This window comes from Serinibacter salmoneus (assembly GCF_002563925.1).
GTDB classification, from domain to species: domain Bacteria; phylum Actinomycetota; class Actinomycetes; order Actinomycetales; family Beutenbergiaceae; genus Serinibacter; species Serinibacter salmoneus.
In genome coordinates this window covers 409,198-425,685 of sequence record NZ_PDJD01000001.1, presented here as the reverse complement: position 1 = coordinate 425,685, position 16,488 = coordinate 409,198, and the positions used below count along the sequence as shown (strand labels likewise).

General features: G+C 71.3%; 16 protein-coding genes. 7 read left to right on the top strand and 9 right to left on the bottom strand.

The window, feature by feature from the left end; all coding sequences use genetic code 11:
- Nucleotides 1-10: 10 nt before the first annotated feature.
- Both ATL40_RS01665 and ATL40_RS01660 read left to right on the top strand, forming a co-directional pair.
- Nucleotides 11-478, top strand: coding sequence for a fluoride efflux transporter FluC (locus tag ATL40_RS01665; protein WP_098468031.1), 468 nt, complete (start codon nucleotides 11-13; stop codon nucleotides 476-478).
- A complete protein-coding gene (locus tag ATL40_RS01660; protein WP_098468030.1) occupies nucleotides 475-846 on the top strand; it encodes a fluoride efflux transporter FluC in 372 nt (123 codons plus the stop codon). The genes ATL40_RS01665 and ATL40_RS01660 overlap by 4 nt, the downstream gene beginning before the upstream one ends.
- Here ATL40_RS01660 and tadA read toward each other — a convergent pair.
- From tadA to ATL40_RS15550, 5 genes are all read right to left on the bottom strand, one after another.
- Nucleotides 843-1,298, bottom strand: coding sequence for a tRNA adenosine(34) deaminase TadA (gene tadA / locus ATL40_RS01655; protein WP_281254877.1), 456 nt, complete (start codon nucleotides 1,296-1,298; stop codon nucleotides 843-845). The genes ATL40_RS01660 and tadA overlap by 4 nt on opposite strands.
- A 14-nt stretch (nucleotides 1,299-1,312) precedes the next feature.
- Nucleotides 1,313-3,121: a glycosyltransferase family 2 protein gene (locus ATL40_RS01650; protein WP_098468029.1), complete on the bottom strand. Its 1,809-nt coding sequence runs from the start codon at nucleotides 3,119-3,121 to the stop codon at nucleotides 1,313-1,315.
- Nucleotides 3,118-5,259, bottom strand: coding sequence for an acyltransferase family protein (locus ATL40_RS01645; RefSeq protein WP_098468028.1), 2,142 nt, complete (start codon nucleotides 5,257-5,259; stop codon nucleotides 3,118-3,120). Before ATL40_RS01645 ends, ATL40_RS01650 begins: the two co-directional genes overlap by 4 nt.
- Nucleotides 5,256-6,638, bottom strand: coding sequence for a glycosyltransferase (locus tag ATL40_RS01640; RefSeq protein WP_098468027.1), 1,383 nt, complete (start codon nucleotides 6,636-6,638; stop codon nucleotides 5,256-5,258). Before ATL40_RS01640 ends, ATL40_RS01645 begins: the two co-directional genes overlap by 4 nt.
- A gap of 117 nt (nucleotides 6,639-6,755) precedes the next feature.
- Nucleotides 6,756-6,884, bottom strand: a complete 129-nt coding sequence (locus tag ATL40_RS15550) for a hypothetical protein (RefSeq protein ID WP_281254876.1) — start codon at nucleotides 6,882-6,884, stop codon at nucleotides 6,756-6,758.
- 282 nt (nucleotides 6,885-7,166) lie between these two features.
- Between ATL40_RS15550 and upp the strand changes: the two genes are divergently transcribed.
- From upp to ATL40_RS01615, 5 genes are all read left to right on the top strand, one after another.
- Nucleotides 7,167-7,802 carry a uracil phosphoribosyltransferase gene (gene upp, locus ATL40_RS01635; protein WP_098468026.1) on the top strand — a complete coding sequence of 212 codons (636 nt, stop codon included), beginning with the start codon at nucleotides 7,167-7,169 and terminating at the stop codon, nucleotides 7,800-7,802.
- Between the two features lie 12 nt (nucleotides 7,803-7,814).
- On the top strand, nucleotides 7,815-8,225 hold the full coding sequence (locus ATL40_RS01630) for a YccF domain-containing protein (protein ID WP_211283139.1): 411 nt from the start codon (nucleotides 7,815-7,817) through the stop codon (nucleotides 8,223-8,225).
- A gap of 56 nt (nucleotides 8,226-8,281) precedes the next feature.
- Nucleotides 8,282-9,307, top strand: a complete 1,026-nt coding sequence (locus ATL40_RS01625; protein WP_098468024.1) for a LacI family DNA-binding transcriptional regulator — start codon at nucleotides 8,282-8,284, stop codon at nucleotides 9,305-9,307.
- Nucleotides 9,308-9,402: 95 nt separating this feature from the next.
- Nucleotides 9,403-10,563 carry a Gfo/Idh/MocA family protein gene (locus ATL40_RS01620; protein ID WP_098468023.1) on the top strand — a complete coding sequence of 387 codons (1,161 nt, stop codon included), beginning with the start codon at nucleotides 9,403-9,405 and terminating at the stop codon, nucleotides 10,561-10,563.
- Entirely contained in the window at nucleotides 10,563-11,519 is a 957-nt protein-coding gene (locus ATL40_RS01615) for a sugar phosphate isomerase/epimerase family protein (RefSeq protein WP_098468022.1), read from the top strand. Before ATL40_RS01620 ends, ATL40_RS01615 begins: the two co-directional genes overlap by 1 nt.
- A 19-nt stretch (nucleotides 11,520-11,538) precedes the next feature.
- On the opposite strand, the gene ATL40_RS01610 is transcribed toward ATL40_RS01615, so the two are convergent.
- The 4 genes from ATL40_RS01610 to ATL40_RS01595 form a co-directional block, all read right to left on the bottom strand.
- Nucleotides 11,539-12,687 (bottom strand): SGNH/GDSL hydrolase family protein, encoded by a 1,149-nt coding sequence (locus tag ATL40_RS01610; protein WP_098468021.1) that lies wholly within the window; start codon nucleotides 12,685-12,687, stop codon nucleotides 11,539-11,541.
- On the bottom strand, nucleotides 12,684-13,250 hold the full coding sequence (locus tag ATL40_RS01605; RefSeq protein ID WP_098468020.1) for a hypothetical protein: 567 nt from the start codon (nucleotides 13,248-13,250) through the stop codon (nucleotides 12,684-12,686). The genes ATL40_RS01610 and ATL40_RS01605 overlap by 4 nt, the downstream gene beginning before the upstream one ends.
- Before the next feature lie 69 nt (nucleotides 13,251-13,319).
- The gene (locus tag ATL40_RS01600; RefSeq protein WP_245866579.1) at nucleotides 13,320-15,521 is read right to left on the bottom strand and encodes an FAD-binding protein; all 2,202 of its coding nucleotides are present in this window, start codon (nucleotides 15,519-15,521) and stop codon (nucleotides 13,320-13,322) included.
- Between the two features lie 66 nt (nucleotides 15,522-15,587).
- Nucleotides 15,588-16,427, bottom strand: a complete 840-nt coding sequence (locus ATL40_RS01595) for a 3-ketoacyl-ACP reductase (RefSeq protein WP_098468019.1) — start codon at nucleotides 16,425-16,427, stop codon at nucleotides 15,588-15,590.
- Between the last annotated feature and the right edge of the window lie 61 nt (nucleotides 16,428-16,488).

Sequence of the window (16,488 nt, the reverse complement as noted above, 5' to 3'; positions counted from 1 at the left end):
CGCTAGGGGCGTGGTTGTCGCCGAACGCCCCCATCCGCTGATCGCCCTCGCCCTGGTGGGCGCGGGCGGCGCCGCCGGGGCGAGCGCGCGTTACCTCATCACCGCGCTGGTGCCGGCCGGCGGCCTGCAGATCCTGCCGACCCTGGCGATCAACCTGGTCGGCTCCTACCTGTTGGGCTTCCTCAACGGCCACCTGAACCTGCGTCCCGGCCGCCGCGCCGCGCACCTTCGCCTGCTGCTCGGGACCGGGATGCTCGGCGGCTTCACCACCTACTCGGCGTTCGCGCTGCAGGTGGTTACCGCGGGGGCGGAGGGCTCCTGGCGACGGGCGATCATGTACGCGGGGGCCAGCGTGCTGCTCGGGGTCGGGGCCGCGGCCCTCGGCCTGGTGCAGGGTGGCAGGTTCGCGACCGCTCGCGACGCCCGCCGCGCCGGCTCCACCGGGCCCGGCGGACCGGAGCGCGGGACGGCCTCGTGATCGGCTGGATAGCCCTGGCCGGGGCGATCGGCGCCATGTCCCGTTACCTGCTGGACCTCGGACTCGGCCGGCTCCTGCCCCCGCGGCTGCGCCAGGGCTGGGCCCTGGTGGTCGTGAACGTGCTGGGTTCGTTCGCGATCGGTATCGCGGCCGGCGCCACCACGCTGGGCCTGATCGACCCCCGCACCGACACCGTCCTGGCCACGGGTTTCCTCGGCGGGTTCACCACGTTCTCGGCGGCGAGCCTGGACATCGTGCAGGCCGACCGCCGCATCGGACGCGACCACGCGATCGCGATGGCGGTGACCGTGGCGCTCGGCGCCATCGGGGCGTGTGCGCTCGGGGTCTGGCTCGGTTCGCGCCTCTAACGGGCGCGCCGCTGCCGGAAGAAGGCGCGCAGTTCGTCCCCGCACTCCTGTTCACGCACCCCGCCCCGCACCTGGACGCGGTGGTTCAACCTCGGATCGCGGACGACGTCCGTGACGGACCCTGCTGCGCCGGCCTTCGGATCGAACGCCCCGAACACCAGCACCGGCAACCGCGCAAGCACCATGGCCCCGGCGCACATCGTGCACGGTTCGAGTGTGACGGCCAGCGTGCACCCCTCCAGTCGCCACTGGCCCAGTGCCTGGGCCGCGCGGCGGATGGCGACGATCTCGGCGTGACCGGTGGGATCGCCGTCGGCCTCCCTGATGTTGCGGCCGGTGGCGATGACCCGGCCGGCGCCATCGAGCACGACGGCCCCGACCGGGACGTCCTGCGTCCTCAGGGCCGCGCGGGCCTCCTCCAGCGCCAGGGCCATGAGCTCGGAGTCGTCCACGGGCCCAGTGTGCCTCAGGCCCGCCGGGCGACCACCTCGGCCTGCGCTGCGGCGGGCACGCGCGGGGCGCTGCCCATCGGCACGGCCCGGGGCGTCACCGCCCAGTGCCGCTCGCCCGCGAGTTCCTTGAGCTGGGAGACCCGCATCATGAGGTTCTTCAACTCCTGGTAGAAGACGAGGGAGACGACGGCGTAGGCGAACCACCACCTGCCGCGCTCCCGGATCTCGGGGACCGCCCGGGAACGCGCCACGGCCACCTGCACCGGGAAGGCCCCGAGGGTCACGGCAGTGACGAGCAGGCCCCAGCCCCACCAGGTCAGCGCCCCGTCGCGCCACCACGCGAACGCCAGTGTGGGGAGCATCAGCGCCGAGAGCCACGGGAACATCTCGCGCCAGACGAGTAACTGGAACACGCCGAGCTTCTGCCGCAGCGTCAGCCAGTCCGAGCGTGCCGCGTCGATGCCGTGGGTGCGGGTGACCTGCACCCAGCCCTGAGCCCACCGCATCCGCTGCTTCCACAGGTGCTTCCACGTGGTGGGCGCGAGTTCGCGGCTGATGATCTCCGGGTCGTTGACGACCACGTGCCCGGAGCTGACGGCGCGCAACGAGGAGTCGATGTCCTCGGTCAGGTACGCGCCGCGCAGCCGCAGCGTGCGCAGGAGCGAGGTGCGCCAGTACCCGTTGGAACCCCCGAAGATCCCGAACCCGTGCACCACGGCACGCCCTGGGTGGGACAGCGCGTAGATCTGCTCGAACTCGCACGCCACGAGGCGAGCCACGAAGGACTCCTCCCCGTTGCGCACCACGCAGTGCCCCTGTACGACGTCGGCGCCGTCCGCCAGGTGCGCGGCTGCCCGCTCGAAGGCGTCAGGGTCCGGCAGGTGGTCGGCGTCGAAGATCCCGACGAACTCACCCTCGATGTGCGCGAGCGCGGTGTTGACGTTCTGCGCCTTGGAGGTGCTGCCCTCCACCCGCAACAGGGTGAGGTTCGCATCGTTGGCCGCCATCGCCTCCAGGGTGACCTCCACGGGGAGGTCCCGCGGGGTGTTGTAGGCCAGGATCACCTGGAGGCCACCGGAATAGGGGTTGGCGAGAACCGCGTCAAGGGTCTCCACGATCGTCTCGGCCTCGTTCGGCAGGTAGGCCACCACGATCGCAGTGGCGCGCGGCCGCGGCCCGGGTCGCACCGTGGTCTCCCGTGGCCGGCGCACCGCACCCACCACCTCCGCCCACTGCATGGCCGCCGTCCCGAGCATCGCGACCACCACCAGCGCGACGAACAGCCCCACACCGTCCAGCCCCATCCGGTGCAGCGCCAGCAGCACCAGGAAGGGGAACCCGAAGGAGAGGGTCAGCGCTGCGATCACCTGCAGGGGGGTGCCGAGGGGTCCCGGCGAGGTGCGGCGACCTGGACGCAGCACATCGGGCCGGATCATCTGGTCGGCCGCGCGCAGGGACTCCATGGCGTGGTCCCCGGCCTCCTGCACGGCCGCCACCCGGCGTCGGCGCAGCGAGAATCCCGAGCCGAGCACGATCGGCTGATCCCCGTCCCCCGCGGCGAGCGCCGCACGCTGGAGCGCGAGCATCCGATCACGGGCGTCACCGGCCGCCACCGCCTCGATGACCAACCGATCGGTGTGAACCGACAGGCGCTCTCCTGGTCCCAGCGCCCCGCGCAGCCGTGCGGCGCACGCCTCGAGGGCGTCCTTGCCGTGCAGTTGGGGCGGCGAGACCCGCGAGCGGGGACGGTCGTCTCCCACGAGGATCACGCCGGTGGCCCCGACCTCGCGTCGGCCTCTCCCGTGCCGTGCCACGGCGCTCACAAGGACTCCGGGAGCTCGTCGCCGAGCACCGTGGCCAGCGTCTTGGAGTAGGTGGCGGACATGTGACTGTTGTCGGAGTAGACGATCACGTTCCCGCTGATGGCCGGGCACAGGTCCTCGGTGCAGAACCAGGCGCTGGGGTCGATGATCTCGGCCCCCGCCGCGGAGGCCGCCTCGGCGGTCCGCTCCCGACGCTCCGGGTCGGAGTAGGCCTCCACCGGAGGCAGCGCGCACTCGGAGACGTCCTGGACGTGCTGCGCGAGGCAGGTGGGGATGTCCACGCGGGGGTAGGGGGTGTCCTCGATCACGTACACCGGTGCGCCGGTCTCCACCAGAGCCGTGGTGGTCGTGGTCACGCCCTGCGCCCAGCGGTCGGTGAAGGTGTCGTCGGCCTTCTCCGAGAACACGGCAGCCGTGGTGAGGATGAGGCTCGGGTCGAGCTCGTCGATCCGCTGCATCACGTCCTCGCGCCAGGCGTAGCACTCCCAGTAGTCGCGTTCGAGCTGGGTGTTGACGAGCTCGACGTCGTTGAGCGTGCAGCCGGACTTCGTCATGGACACCAGCTCCCAGTCGCGCTGGATGGCGATCTCGCGCAGCGCCGGAACCCAGTGGTAGGCGTGGGAGTCCCCCACCACCACGACCGTCTCGCTGCCGCCCTCGGTCCCCCCGGCCACGCAACTTCCGCCGTCCTCCTCGGAGATCGTCTCGGTCTCCAGTCCGACCATGCAGGAGATCCCGTCTGCGGCCTCCAGGTCGGGCTTGTCCTTGGACGCCTCGTCCAGTCCCGGGTCCACGTTGCCCGGAATGATGTCCATCGCCGCTCCGGCGGCCACGGCCTCGGTGATCGCGTTCGGCTCCACCTCGGCCACGAAGTCCCCGGTGCGGTAGGCCATCGGGCCGAGCGCGATCGCGCCGGCCGCGGTGGCAGCGACCGTGCCGATGGCGAGACCTCCCACGGCGAAGGAGCGCCGGGAGTGCCGCAGGCTCTCGGCCCGGCGTACCGGGTCCTCGTAGGTGATGTAGGTCCACATCGCGAACAGCAGCGCCGCGCCGATCACCATGAGGTTCTCGGTCAGGGTGAGCGTCTCGTCCAGCACGAGCGGGGTCAGGACGAGCATCGGCCAGTGCCACAGGTACCAGCCGTAGGAGACACGACCGATCGCCTGCATCGGCCGCACGTCGAGCACCGCGCGCTCCACCACACTGGCGCGGCTCGTGCCGCCGATGATCACCAGGGCGACCCCGAGGGTGGGGAAGAGTGCCGCGGTGCCGGGGAAGCTGGTGGCATCGGTCATCACGACGGCGCTGCCGATGATCAGCACCAGACCGGCGCTCACCCAGGCCGAGCCGTGCAGCCAGCGCTGCTGGGCCAGCCACGGGGTCGCGACCGCGATCAGGGCACCGAGCCCGAGTTCCCAGGCCCGGGAGGGTGCCAGGAAGTAGGCCATGGTCGGCAGCGTGGCCAGCAGGTGCTCGCTGTAGAGGAAGGAGGCCACCATGATCGCGGCGATCACCGCGGCGATCGGCCCGCGCACGCCCGGCGCACTCTGCTCCCGGCCGGTGCGCGCGGCCCGGCGCCGGGCGACCCGGCGAGCGCTGAGGGCCACCAGCACCATGAGCAGTGGCCACACCAGGTAGAACTGCTCCTCCACCGACAGGGACCAGTAGTGCTGCAACGGGGAGGGGTCCTGGTTGGCGCCGTAGTCCACACCGCTGACGGCGAGGTAGATGTTCATCGCGAACAGTGCCGACCACAGGGCGTCCCAGCCGACCTCTGCGGCGAGGAGTCCGGAGACCCCCGCCCAGGTGACCACCACCGTCACGACGGCCACGAGCGCCGCGGCGGGCAGGAGGCGCCGCGCCCGGCGAGCGTAGAAGCGCCCGAGCTTGACGGTGCCGGTTCGGTTGAGCTCACCGATGAGGTGGGTGGTGATGAGGAACCCGGAGATCACGAAGAAGACGTCCACGCCGACGTATCCGCCGGGCAGGTAGGGCACGCCCGCGTGGTAGAGCACCACGACGAGCACGGCGATCGCGCGCAATGCCTCGATGTCGGGCCGGAACGAGCGCACCGTGGCGGAGCGCTGCGAGGCGGGAGTGGCGCGCCGGGCGGTCCGGCTTCCCAGTGCGGTGCTCATGCGGCCTCCTGACCGGCGCCGACGAGGGCGGGGGTGTGCTGCGTGAGGGCGGGGGCGTGCAGGCCGACCTCGACCTGCTTGCGGGTGCCCCAGGTCTGCTGCGGGCGCGGGCGAGCCATGGCCACCCAGTAGAGCGGGAGGAACAACCCGACGTAGAGCAGGGTGCCGATCGGGCTGCACAGCCAGGTGAGCAGGCGCTGCCAGAAGGGGTCGCCCGTGTGCACCGTGACGAGATAGCGCAGGTGCACGACGGCGCCGATCGCCGTGGCCGTCAGGCCCAGGTTGACGAGCATCATCGGGGAGATCGCGCCGAGCAGGGATCCTGAGATCCCGAGGGCGAGCACCACGCCGAAGGCCAGGATCCCGAGCAGTTGGGTGAAGGTGAAGTAGAAGTCCGCGCTGTACACCGGGCGGCGCAGCAGCCAGAAGGAACCCCACACCCAGGAGCGGGCCCAGCGCATCCGTTGCCGCACAAGATGGCTGAACTTCTCGGGGAGCGCGGAGTAGGCGATCGCCTCGGGCTGGAACTCGGTGCGTCCGTGCTCCTTGGCGAAGAAGGTGAGAGCACGGTCGTCGCCGGCCTTCACCGGCAGCCCGAGGAAGCGCTGGTTGAGGTAGCGGTGCAGGTTGTCGCGCACGACGTGGCCACGGTAGGCGGCGATGATGCCGCAGTTCACCCGCACCTGACCGAAGTAGCCCTCCGCCATGCGGCCCTGGATGAAGGACATCGTGAAGGAGATGTCGATGGCGCGGGTGAGCAGGCTCTTGCGGTAGTTCTGACCGCAGGCCAGGCCCGCGACGCTCGCGACGGTCTCGCGGGAGAACGGCACCAGGAGCTTCTCCACCGCGCGGGGATCGAGATAGGTGTCCGAATCGATCGTGACGAAGATGTCGGCGTCGGACTTCGCGAATGCGGCACTCTGCGCCCACCGCTTGCCCCGGTTGACCTGGCGGTGTGCCTCGATGCGGATCCCGGCGGCCTCGGCCTCCGCGATCGCGTCACGGACGGCCGGCTCGGTCAGGATGGTGACCGGCTCGCCGTTGCGCTGGGAACCGTCGTCGACCAGCCAGACGGCGCGGGGCTTGCGGGTCTGTGCGGCCAGCCCGCGGATCCCCGCGGCGAGCAGGGCCGGGTCCTCGTTGTAGATCGGGACCACGACGTCGACCGAGAGCGAATCGAGGTCGGCACCCGCGGCGACCGTGTGGGGCTTGGCGGCGACGGAGGCCGTCACCTTCAGCGCGAGGTGGAGGAAGAGGAAGGCGTGCAACAGGGCGAAGGAGGTGAGCAGGGGTGCCCAACGCATGTGGCTGAGCAGCAGCACAGCGAGGAGCGCCACCGACAGCAGTGAGGTCAGGACAAAGGCAGGTGTCTTGCGCAACGTGTCTCCAGGTGAATGGCAGGCACGTCGTTGTGCGTTCCGATGGGATGCGGGGAGGACGGAGATCCCCAGGGTGCGCCGGAGCAACCGGCGCACGGGTTCGGCCGATCGCCGAGGTCAGAGCCGTCCGGGCCGGAATACCCGCGCCACGACAGTCGCGACGCCGGCGGCGGCCACGACCGCCACCGCGATCCAGCCGTTCCCGAACACGGTGTCGAGATACAGCTCTCGCAATGCATCAACCACTGGTGCCCCCTAGCTCTACCCGCGACGTCCCAGCGACGTCGACGCGAGCCAGGCTGCCACAGCGCTCATGACAAAGACGTGACAACAGCGTGACTTGACGTGCTTTGTGGAGCATTGCACGCCGACACGCCGCGGACACGCCGCCGAGCGCGAGATATACCACGATGCCGCGGCGATATGGCATGGCGCGATTGGTTCATACTTTTGACTACTTTGTGCACCGGTAGCCGCATGGCGCAGCCCGCGTCGGCACCCGCGAGCGACGCCCGCTAGCCTGGCTCCATGCGCGTCCACGTCGCCGACCACCCACTCGTCGCCCACAAGCTCACCGTGCTGCGGGAGGCGGATACCCCCTCCCCCACCTTCCGGCAGCTCACCGAGGAACTGGTGACGCTCCTGGCCTACGAGGCCACCCGCGAGATCGCGGTGGAGAGCGTCTCCATCACCACCCCGGTGGCACCGACCGTCGGGGTACACCTCCAGGAGCCACGGCCCCTGGTCGTGCCCATCCTGCGCGCCGGTCTCGGGATGCTGGAGGGGATGACGCGCCTTCTGCCCACAGCAGAGGTCGGATTCCTCGGCCTGCAGCGCAACGAGGAGACCTTCGAGGCCATCACCTACGCCAACCGACTCCCTGATGACCTCTCGGGCCGCCAGTGCTACGTACTCGACCCGATGCTCGCCACCGGCGGCACCCTGGTCGCCGCGATCGACTACCTCCTGGAACGCGGGGCGAGCCATGTCACGTGCGTGACGCTGCTGTGCGCCCCGGAGGGCCTGAAGGTCGTGGAGCAGGCGATCGGCGAACGCGCCGACGTCACGATCGTGACCGCCTCGATCGACGAGCGGCTGAACTCCAAGGGGTACATCGTGCCCGGCCTCGGCGACGCCGGCGACCGGCTCTACGGGGTGGTGTGAGCCGTGGGCTTCCTGCGGTTCGTCCTCAACATCATCTGGCTCGTGCTCGCGGGCATCCCGTTGGCCCTCGCCTACGCCGTGGCGGGGCTGATCTGCTTCGTGTTGATCATCACGATCCCGTGGGGCATCGCATCCTGGCGCATCGCCGGCTACGTGCTGTGGCCCTTCGGACGCACCGTGGTGCGGCGCGGCGACGCGGGAGTGGCCTCCACGCTGGGAAACATCATCTGGTTCCTCGTGGCCGGGATCTGGCTGGCCATCGGCCACGTGGTCAGCGCCGCGGCGCTGGCCGTGACCATCATCGGGATCCCCCTCGCGTACGCGGAACTGAAGATCATCCCGATCACGCTCGCGCCGCTCGGGCGTGAGGTGGTGCGCAGCGACCGCGCCTTCGCGGTCTACGGCTCCACGGTGCGGGTGTGAGCCCCGCACCACCCCGCTGCCGGTAAGCGATCTCCACCACGCACTACGCTGAGCACATGGCCCACCGCGTCACGCTCAGCGACGTCGCCCGCGAGGCGGGAGTCTCCCTCGCGACCGCCTCGCGCGCCATCAACGGGTCGGCCGATCGCTCGGTGCGTCCCGAACTTGCGCGGCGCGTGGAGGCCGCGGCGGCGCGCCTGCGCTACGTACCCGACGCCACGGCGCAGGCGATGGCGCGCGGCCGCACCACCAGCCTCGGCCTGATCGTGCACGACATCTCCGATCCGTACTTCTCGGCGATCGCCGACGCCGTGGTGCGCCGCGCCGAGGCGGAGGGATTGCAGGTGACCCTCGCCACGACGCAAAACGACGCCGCGCGCGAGGCCGACCTGGTGGACCTCATGCGACGCCAACGCGTGCGCGCCATCGTGGTGGCCGGCGGCCGGATGAGCGAGCAGCACGCCACCGCGCTGGAGGAGGCCGTGCGAGGCCTGGAGGCGGACGGCGGCCGCGTGGCCCTCATCGGCCAGCCGGTGCGCGGCACACATGCGGTCGCCCTGGACAACGTGGGGGGCGCGCGCGATCTGGGCGAGGCCCTGCTGGCGCGCGGCTACCGGCGATTCGCCCTGCTCGGCGGGCCCGAGGAACGCGTGACCGCCGCGGACCGACGGCGAGGCTTCACCGAGGCGATCCACGGCCATTCCGGCGCCACCCTCGCCGATGCGGACGTGCTCACCTGCGACTTCACCTGGGAGGGCGGGTACGACGCGATGACGCAGCTGCTCGCCCGCGGGACCGAGGCCCAGGTGGTCCTGGCGGCGAACGACGTGATGGCCCTGGGCGCACTGGCCGCGATCCGCGAGAGCGGGCGCACCGTGCCGCGCGACCTGGCGTTGACGGGCTTCGGCGGCGTCTCCACGTTGCGTGACGTCACGCCTCGGCTCACCACCGTGCAGATCCCGATGGCCGAGCTCGGCGAGCGTGCGACCGCCCTCGCCCTGGGCCCGGCCTCGGGCCCGCAGATCGTGACGATCCCCTGCACCGTGGCCATGGGCGAGTCCACCCCCGACCTCACGGACTGAGCGGTCCCGCGCCGGCAGCGCGCGGCAGGATTCCTGGAGATGCCCGGAGCGTCACCCCTTGACAGTCGGAAAGCGCATTCCATACTGTCTCCCCCATGACACGCACCCTCCGTATCGCCATGAACGGCATCACCGGCCGCATGGGCTACCGCCAGCACCTGCTCCGCTCGATCCTGCCCATCCGCGACCAGGGCGGACTCACCCTCCCGGACGGCTCCACCCTCCAGGTCGAGCCGGTCCTCATCGGCCGCAATGCCGAGAAGGTCCAGGCCCTCGCGAAGAAGCACGACGTCGAGCACTGGTCCACCGATCTCGACGCCGAGATCGCGAACCCGGCCACGGACATCGTCTTCGATGCCTCGATGACCTCGCTGCGCTACGCCACGCTCGCCAAGGCGATGCGCGCCGGCAAGCACATCTACACCGAGAAGCCCACCGCGGAGACCCTCGCGGAGGCCATCGACCTGGCCAGGATCCGCCAGGAGACCGGCGTGACCGCCGGCGTCGTCCACGACAAGCTCTACCTCCCAGGCCTGGTCAAGCTCCGCCGTCTGGTGGACGAGGGCTTCTTCGGCCGCATCATCTCGCTGCGCGGCGAGTTCGGGTACTGGGTCTGGGAGGGCGACGTGCAGAGCGCGCAGCGACCCTCCTGGAACTACCGCAAGGAGGACGGCGGCGGCATGACCACGGACATGTTCTGCCACTGGAACTACGTGCTCGAGGGCATCATCGGGCGCGTCGACACCGTCTCGAGTCAGACCATCACGCACATCCCCACCCGCTGGGACGAGCAGGGCAAGGCCTACGAGGCCACGGCCGACGACGCCGCCTACGGCATCTTCCAGATGACCACCCCGGGCGGGGACCCGGTGATCGCGCAGATCAACTCCTCCTGGGCGGTGCGCGTGCACCGTGACGAGCTCGTGGAGTTCCAGGTTGACGGCACCGAGGGCTCCGCCGTTGCGGGCCTGTTCGGCTGCGTGGCCCAGCCGCGCAGCGCCACCCCGAAGCCGGTGTGGAACCCGGACCTGCCCACCACCGAGCCCTTCCGCGACCAGTGGATCGACATCCCCGCGAACGCCGAGCTCGCCAACGGGTTCAAGGCGCAGTGGGAGGAGTTCCTGCTGGACGTGGTGGCGGGCAAGGAGCACCGCTTCGACCTGCTCTCCGCGGCTCGTGGTGTGCAGCTCGCCGAGCTCGGCCTGGCCTCCTCCGAGCAGGGCCGTCGCCTCGACGTCCCGGAGATCACGCTCTGATGTCCGCCGGCCTCGCCACCGACCCGGCGCCGATCGCGCAGGCCGCCGCCGGGAGGAACACGGACCTGGCCCGGTTGTCCCTGAACACGGCGACCACCAAGCACCTCACCCTGGCCGAGGCGGCGAAGGCCGCCGCCGAGGCGGGCCTGTCCGCCATCGGCCCATGGCGCGACCGGGTGCAGGAGGTGGGCGCCGAGCAGGCCGCCACGATCCTGAAGGACTACGGCCTGCGCGCCAGTTCGCTGTGCCGTGGCGGGTTCCTGACCGCAGCCACCCGGGAGGGCCGCGACGCCGCCCTGGAGGACAACAAGCGGGCCATCGAGGAGGCCGCCACGCTCGGCACGAAGGAACTGATCATGGTGGTCGGTGGCCTGTCCGCCGCCACCACCCCGGGCGGACCGGCCGCCCCCTACCAGGTGGTCGACGGCGTGGACCCGGGTCGCGACGTCGTCGCCGCCCGGCAGCGGGTCGCTGACCGGATCGGCGAGCTGGTGCCGTTCGCCTCCTCCCACGGGGTGCGGCTGGTGATCGAGCCGCTGCACCCGATGTTCGCCGCCGATCGCGCCGTGGTCTCCACCATCGGGCAGGCCCTCACGCTGTGCGAGCCGTTCGAGAGCTACGTGGTCGGCCTCGTGGTGGACACCTATCACGTGTGGTGGGACCCGCGGTTGAAGTCACAGATCGCCCGCGCGGGGCAGGAGCGCCGCATCGCCTCCTACCAGGTGTGCGACTTCTCGCTGCCGTTCGCGGCGGAACCCCTGAACTCCCGCGGTCACGTGGGCGATGGCTACGTGGACTTCGCCACCATCACCCGGTGGGTGACGCAGGCGGGGTACACCGGCGACATCGAGGTGGAGATCTTCAACGAGGAGATCTGGGCGGCGCCGGCGGCGCAGACGCTGGCCACGATGAGCGAGCGGTACCTGCGCCACGTGGCGCCGTTCCTGCGGGACTGAGCACTCCAGCCCGGCACGCTCAGGCGAGCACCCCCCGCAGGGCCTCGGCTGCTCTGCCCCCGATCATCTCGTGCGCGAGCGGGTCGGGGTGCAGGGCGTCCGCCATCGGCATCCGCGCCCAGTCCCGCGGCCCGTACCAGTCGAGACCATCCACGTAGTGCAGGGCCGCATCGCCCGCGTCCCGGCGACGGCGCACGACCTCGGCGGTGATCTCGCGCATCGCCTCCAGCGTGAGCGCACCGGCCGAGAGGTCCTCCACCCGGCCCGTGCTGCGGAACAGCCTGACGGGTGCCTGCGGGTCCAGGCTGGTGGGCCCGGGCCGTTGCTCCCCGATCGGGGCGAAGAGAGGGGAGGCCACGAGCAGGGGCGTGGTGGGATGCCCGTCCCGGATCGTGTCGAGGAACCCGTGCAGCAGCGGCCCGAACATGCGGCGCCCGTACGCGTTCCCGTTCAGCACATTGATGCCGACCTTGAGCGAGATCACGTCCGCCCGCTGGTCGCGGATCGCCCGGGCCACGAAGGGGTCCAGCACCGCCTGCCCGGACATGCCGAGGTTCACCAGGTCGAAATCCGCCAGCCGCGCGGCCACCACCGGCCAGGCGCCGGTGGGGGTGGCGGCGTTCGCGCCCTGGGAGATCGAGGAGCCGTAGTGCACCCACCGCGTGGGCGGCGGCGGCGCGGGGTCGTCGATCCCGGCGTCGGACTCCAGGCCCCGGATCCAGACGGTCTCGGCGTAGGGGAACCAGATCTCCACCTGCCGCGGCGCCCCGGAGGGGTTGGGCGGGAGGCCGACCTCCAGCGTGGTCCCCTCCCCCACCCGGGTCTCGACCGTCCCGGCGATCCGATCGATCTCGGCCACACCGCCCTCGCCGGCGGGCCCGGAGAAGACGAGCTCGCCATCCACCAGCACATCGAAATCCGCCCGGTCCGGTGGCGGGCCGGGCCGCACCCGGTTCCGGGCGACGGCGAGGTGCAGGACGAACCGCTCCCCCGCCCCGGAGAAACACAGTCGCACCCCCGCGCCCTGCGTATCGGTGTGCGCCACGAGGTCGTCGGGGAACTGGGCGCGGGCCCAGGCCGGGAGCCGGTGCGGGAGCAGCCCCTCGGGGGTCTCCTCCAGCCACGCGGCGCCGTGCAGCTGCACGGGCGAGCCCGGGAGGGTGATCACGCGTGGACCGCGGTCAACTCGCGCGCGTCGTCCGGGATCACGATGTCGAGTTCCTCGGGGTCGGGCGGGGGATCGGGGACCTCGGGATCGTCGTCGCCGCCTCCGCCGCCTCCGCCGCCGCCACCGGCCTGGGGCGGCGGGATCAACGAGGTGACCAAGGCGAGCGCGCCCATCACCAGGCCCGTCCGGGTGTGAGCGAGCGGCTCACCCGCCAGGCGCCGGGCCTCACCGGTGCGGAACGCCCACTTCTCGAAGCGCACCGATCCGAGCACGGCGAGCGCGGAGAAGCCGGCGCCCGTCGCCACCAGACCGAGGCGTGCAGGCAGCGGGAGCTCGCGCAGCGCCTCACGGGCCTGCCGCAACTCGCCGGACGCCTCGCGCAACTCCGCGGCGCCGTCGCGCAGGTCAGGGATCACGGCGATTGCTGCGGCAGCGGTGGCCGCGGCGCGCACGAGCGTGCGGCCACGGCGGGTGTGCACCACATCGGGGCAGCCGTAGTACACGACCATGCTCAGTCCGTTCACCACGGCCTGCGTGGACCGGACCACGAGGGGGGTAGCCATACCTCGATTCTCACCCACCGGCACCCGCCTTGCCACGCCGAGATCCACAGGGCGGCGCCGTCGGCCCGATCAGTAGACGTTCCCGTGCTCGCGGAAGTCCCGCCAGACGTTCTCGAAGAAGTCGTCGTCCTGCGGGATCTCCCGGCGTGGACGCCACCGGAAGGCCGGTTCCCCCGCGGGGTCGTCCTGGGCGCGCGCCACGATCGGCTCCCAGCCCTCTCCCAGGGCCGCCTCGCCGGGGGAACGCAGCGCGGACTCCTGGATGTCGGCGTCCAGGGCCCCGTCGTCCAGCGCGAACCGGAACAGTTCCGGGAGTCCGGGCACGGGCTCGCTCGCCCGCTCGCCGTACCCGTTGACGGGTAGGTCCCCGCTCGGGTCGGTGTACAGGACCGAGCCACGGGAGCGGCCGCCGTGGGCCACGTAGTCCTTCATCGCGGAGAGGTAGACGTAGGCGCTGGTGAGGATGTCGCGCACCAGATAGGTGCGGTTCACCGAGCGGCGGCTGCCGGCGTCCGCCGCGATCTCCTCGCGGTAGCGGGCCAGCAGGTCGTGCACCTCAGCGAGCGCCTCGTCGATCGACTCCCGGGAGCGCACCGGACCTGCCTTCTCGCTCATCAGCGCCTGCACCCGGGCGAGGAGTTCGCCGGTGTTGTCCGCCTCGCCGTCGGCCACCCGCTGCGCGGCCCCGAGCATGAGGTCGACGGCGTCGCTCACCACGGGCCCGGCGAGCGCGGCGAACTCCTCCGCCTCGGCCGGGTCTGCGGTGCGCTGGGCGGCGATGAACTGGGCGGCGCGGGTGGCACCCGTCTGCCCGGAGTTCAGGGCGGACCCACCAGGGCGGTAGACGCCGTGGGAGCCTCCGGCCTCGCCCACCGGGAAGAAGCCGGCCACGTTGGACTGCCACCAGGAGTCCACTACGAGGCCGCCGTTGTTGTGTTGAGCGCACACGTCCACCTCGAGCATGTCCGTCTCGAGGTCCACGTAGGGGTTCTTGTCGAGGTAGAACTGGTACGCGGGCTCATTCATCGTGCGCAGGCGCTGGATCGGGGTGCCGAACAGCACGCCGGCCTTCTCGAGGTAGTCGTGTGCCTCCGGGGAGAGTTGGGAGGGGTCGAGTTCGGGCTGCAGCGGGTTGCTGCGGAAGTCCAGGAACACTCGGCGCCCGCGCAGCACCGTCTCGCGGTAGACCAGCAGGTCGATGAGGCTGGAGCCGTCGTAGGCCTTGCGGATGTCGAACGGCCACTGGTAGCCCTTGAGGAACACCATGCTGAGCAGCCGCCCGTAGTCGGGAATGCCCTCGGTGAGGAACTCCCGCTCGTCGCCACCGTCGGCGTCGGTGGAGACGAACCGGGGCAGCACCTGCATGTACGTGCCCGAGACGTTCCATCGCGGCTTGATCGACGCGAGCCCGAACTGCCATTCCGTCAGCCCCTTGCCGTGCACCCCGGCGCGGTAGGCGGCGCCGCTGGCGCCCCACTGGCCGTTGGGGAAGACCCGGGTGGCGTACATCCCCGCGGGCCCGCCGGTGGCGTAGACGACGTTGGTGCAGCGGATCAGCAGGAACGGCGACTGCGCGCTCTCGTGAGCAGCGCCGTCGGCCCATTCGCGGCTCCAGGGGGTGTCCGTGCGGTAGACGAGCACACCCGCCACCTCCCGCCCCTGCTCGCCCTCGCGGGTGATGAGGTCCACCACGCGGCACTCCCCGAGGATCCGGGTGCCGTCGCGGGCGACCTTCTTCTCCAGTTGCGCCACCATGGAGCGGCTCGTGTAGGGCCCCACCGAGGTGGCCCGGCGGCGCGGGTCGTGGTCGGTCTTGTAGCCGATGTACTCCCCGAACCGGTTCTGCGGGAACGGCACGCCGAGGTCCACCAGGTGCAGGAAGGCGCGGGCGGAGAGGGCGGCTTCCGCCAGGGCGTTGTCGCCGTCCATCCCGCCGCCGGAGAAAAGGGTATCGGCCATCTCTCGCACGGAGTCGTCGTCGCCGCCGGAGAGGGTGAGCTTGTAGTAGGTCTGCTTGTCGCTGCCCGCGTTGCGGCTGGCCCCGGCGCCGATCTTGTCGGCGATGACCAGCACGTCCTCCTGCCCGAAGTCGTGCAGACGGTCGGCGGCGCAGTACCCGGCCGATCCGGTGCCGACCACCAGGGTGTTCACGGTGAGCACGGGCACGGCCCGACCGCCGATGGTCATGGTCTCGGGTGCCGCGGCGGCGAGGGTCTCGCCGGCGGGGGCGTGGTCGATGGGCTCGAGGTACTCGGCGCTGGTGGTGGCCACGGTGACTCCTGCGGTTCGGGGCCTGCGGCGGGCGGCACTGCCCGCCGCAGGCGTCTGGATGGGGGCCTAGAGGGTGGGGATGTGCATCCCGCCGTCGATGTTGATGATGTCCCCGGTGGAGTACGGCATCTGCCCCGAGGCGAGGACCGCGACGGCGCCGCCCACGTCCGAGGGCACCCCCCACCGGGCGATGGGCGCGTTCCCGTCGGCGAAGAACTTGTCGTACTTCTCCGTCACGCCCGCGGTCATGTCGGTGACGACGATTCCGGGGCGCACCTCGTAGACCACGATGCCCTCGGGTGCCAGGCGCACCGCGAAGAGCTTGGTGGCCATGGCCACGCCCGCCTTGGACAGGCAGTACTCGCCGCGGTTGATGCTCGCGGTCACGGCCGAGGTGGAGGAGACGTTGATGATCGTGGCGACGGGCCGGGTCGGGGGCTCCGGCAGCGCCTCGAGGTCACCGCGCAACGCGATCACCCGGTTGGCGAATGCCTGGGTGAGGAAGTACGGGCCGCGCAGGTTGATCCCGATCACGCGGTCGAAGCTCTCCGGTTCGGCGTCGAGGATGTCCGCGCGCACGCTGGGCGCGACACCCGCATTGTTCACCAGGAGGTCCAGCCGACCCCAGGCCGCCACCGCGTCCGCCACGTACCGCTGGTGGTCCTCCTGCTCGGCCACGCTCCCGCGCACGTAGCGCACCGCGGTGGGGTCACCGGCAAGATCACACAGCCCCTCGAGCACGTCGGTGGGCTCCTCGCGGGTGGCGAGGATCGAGACGTTGTAGCCCTCCGCCACCAGGCGGCGCGAGACGCCGAGACCGATGCCGCGGTTGCCGCCGGTGACCAGGGCAACCGGACGTTGGCTGGGTGCGGTGCCCCGCGAGGTGGCGGTGGTCTCGGCTGTCATCGGTGACTCCAGGTGCTCGAGGCGGTACGGTAAGCGCTATCCAAGCACGGGCGACGGGACA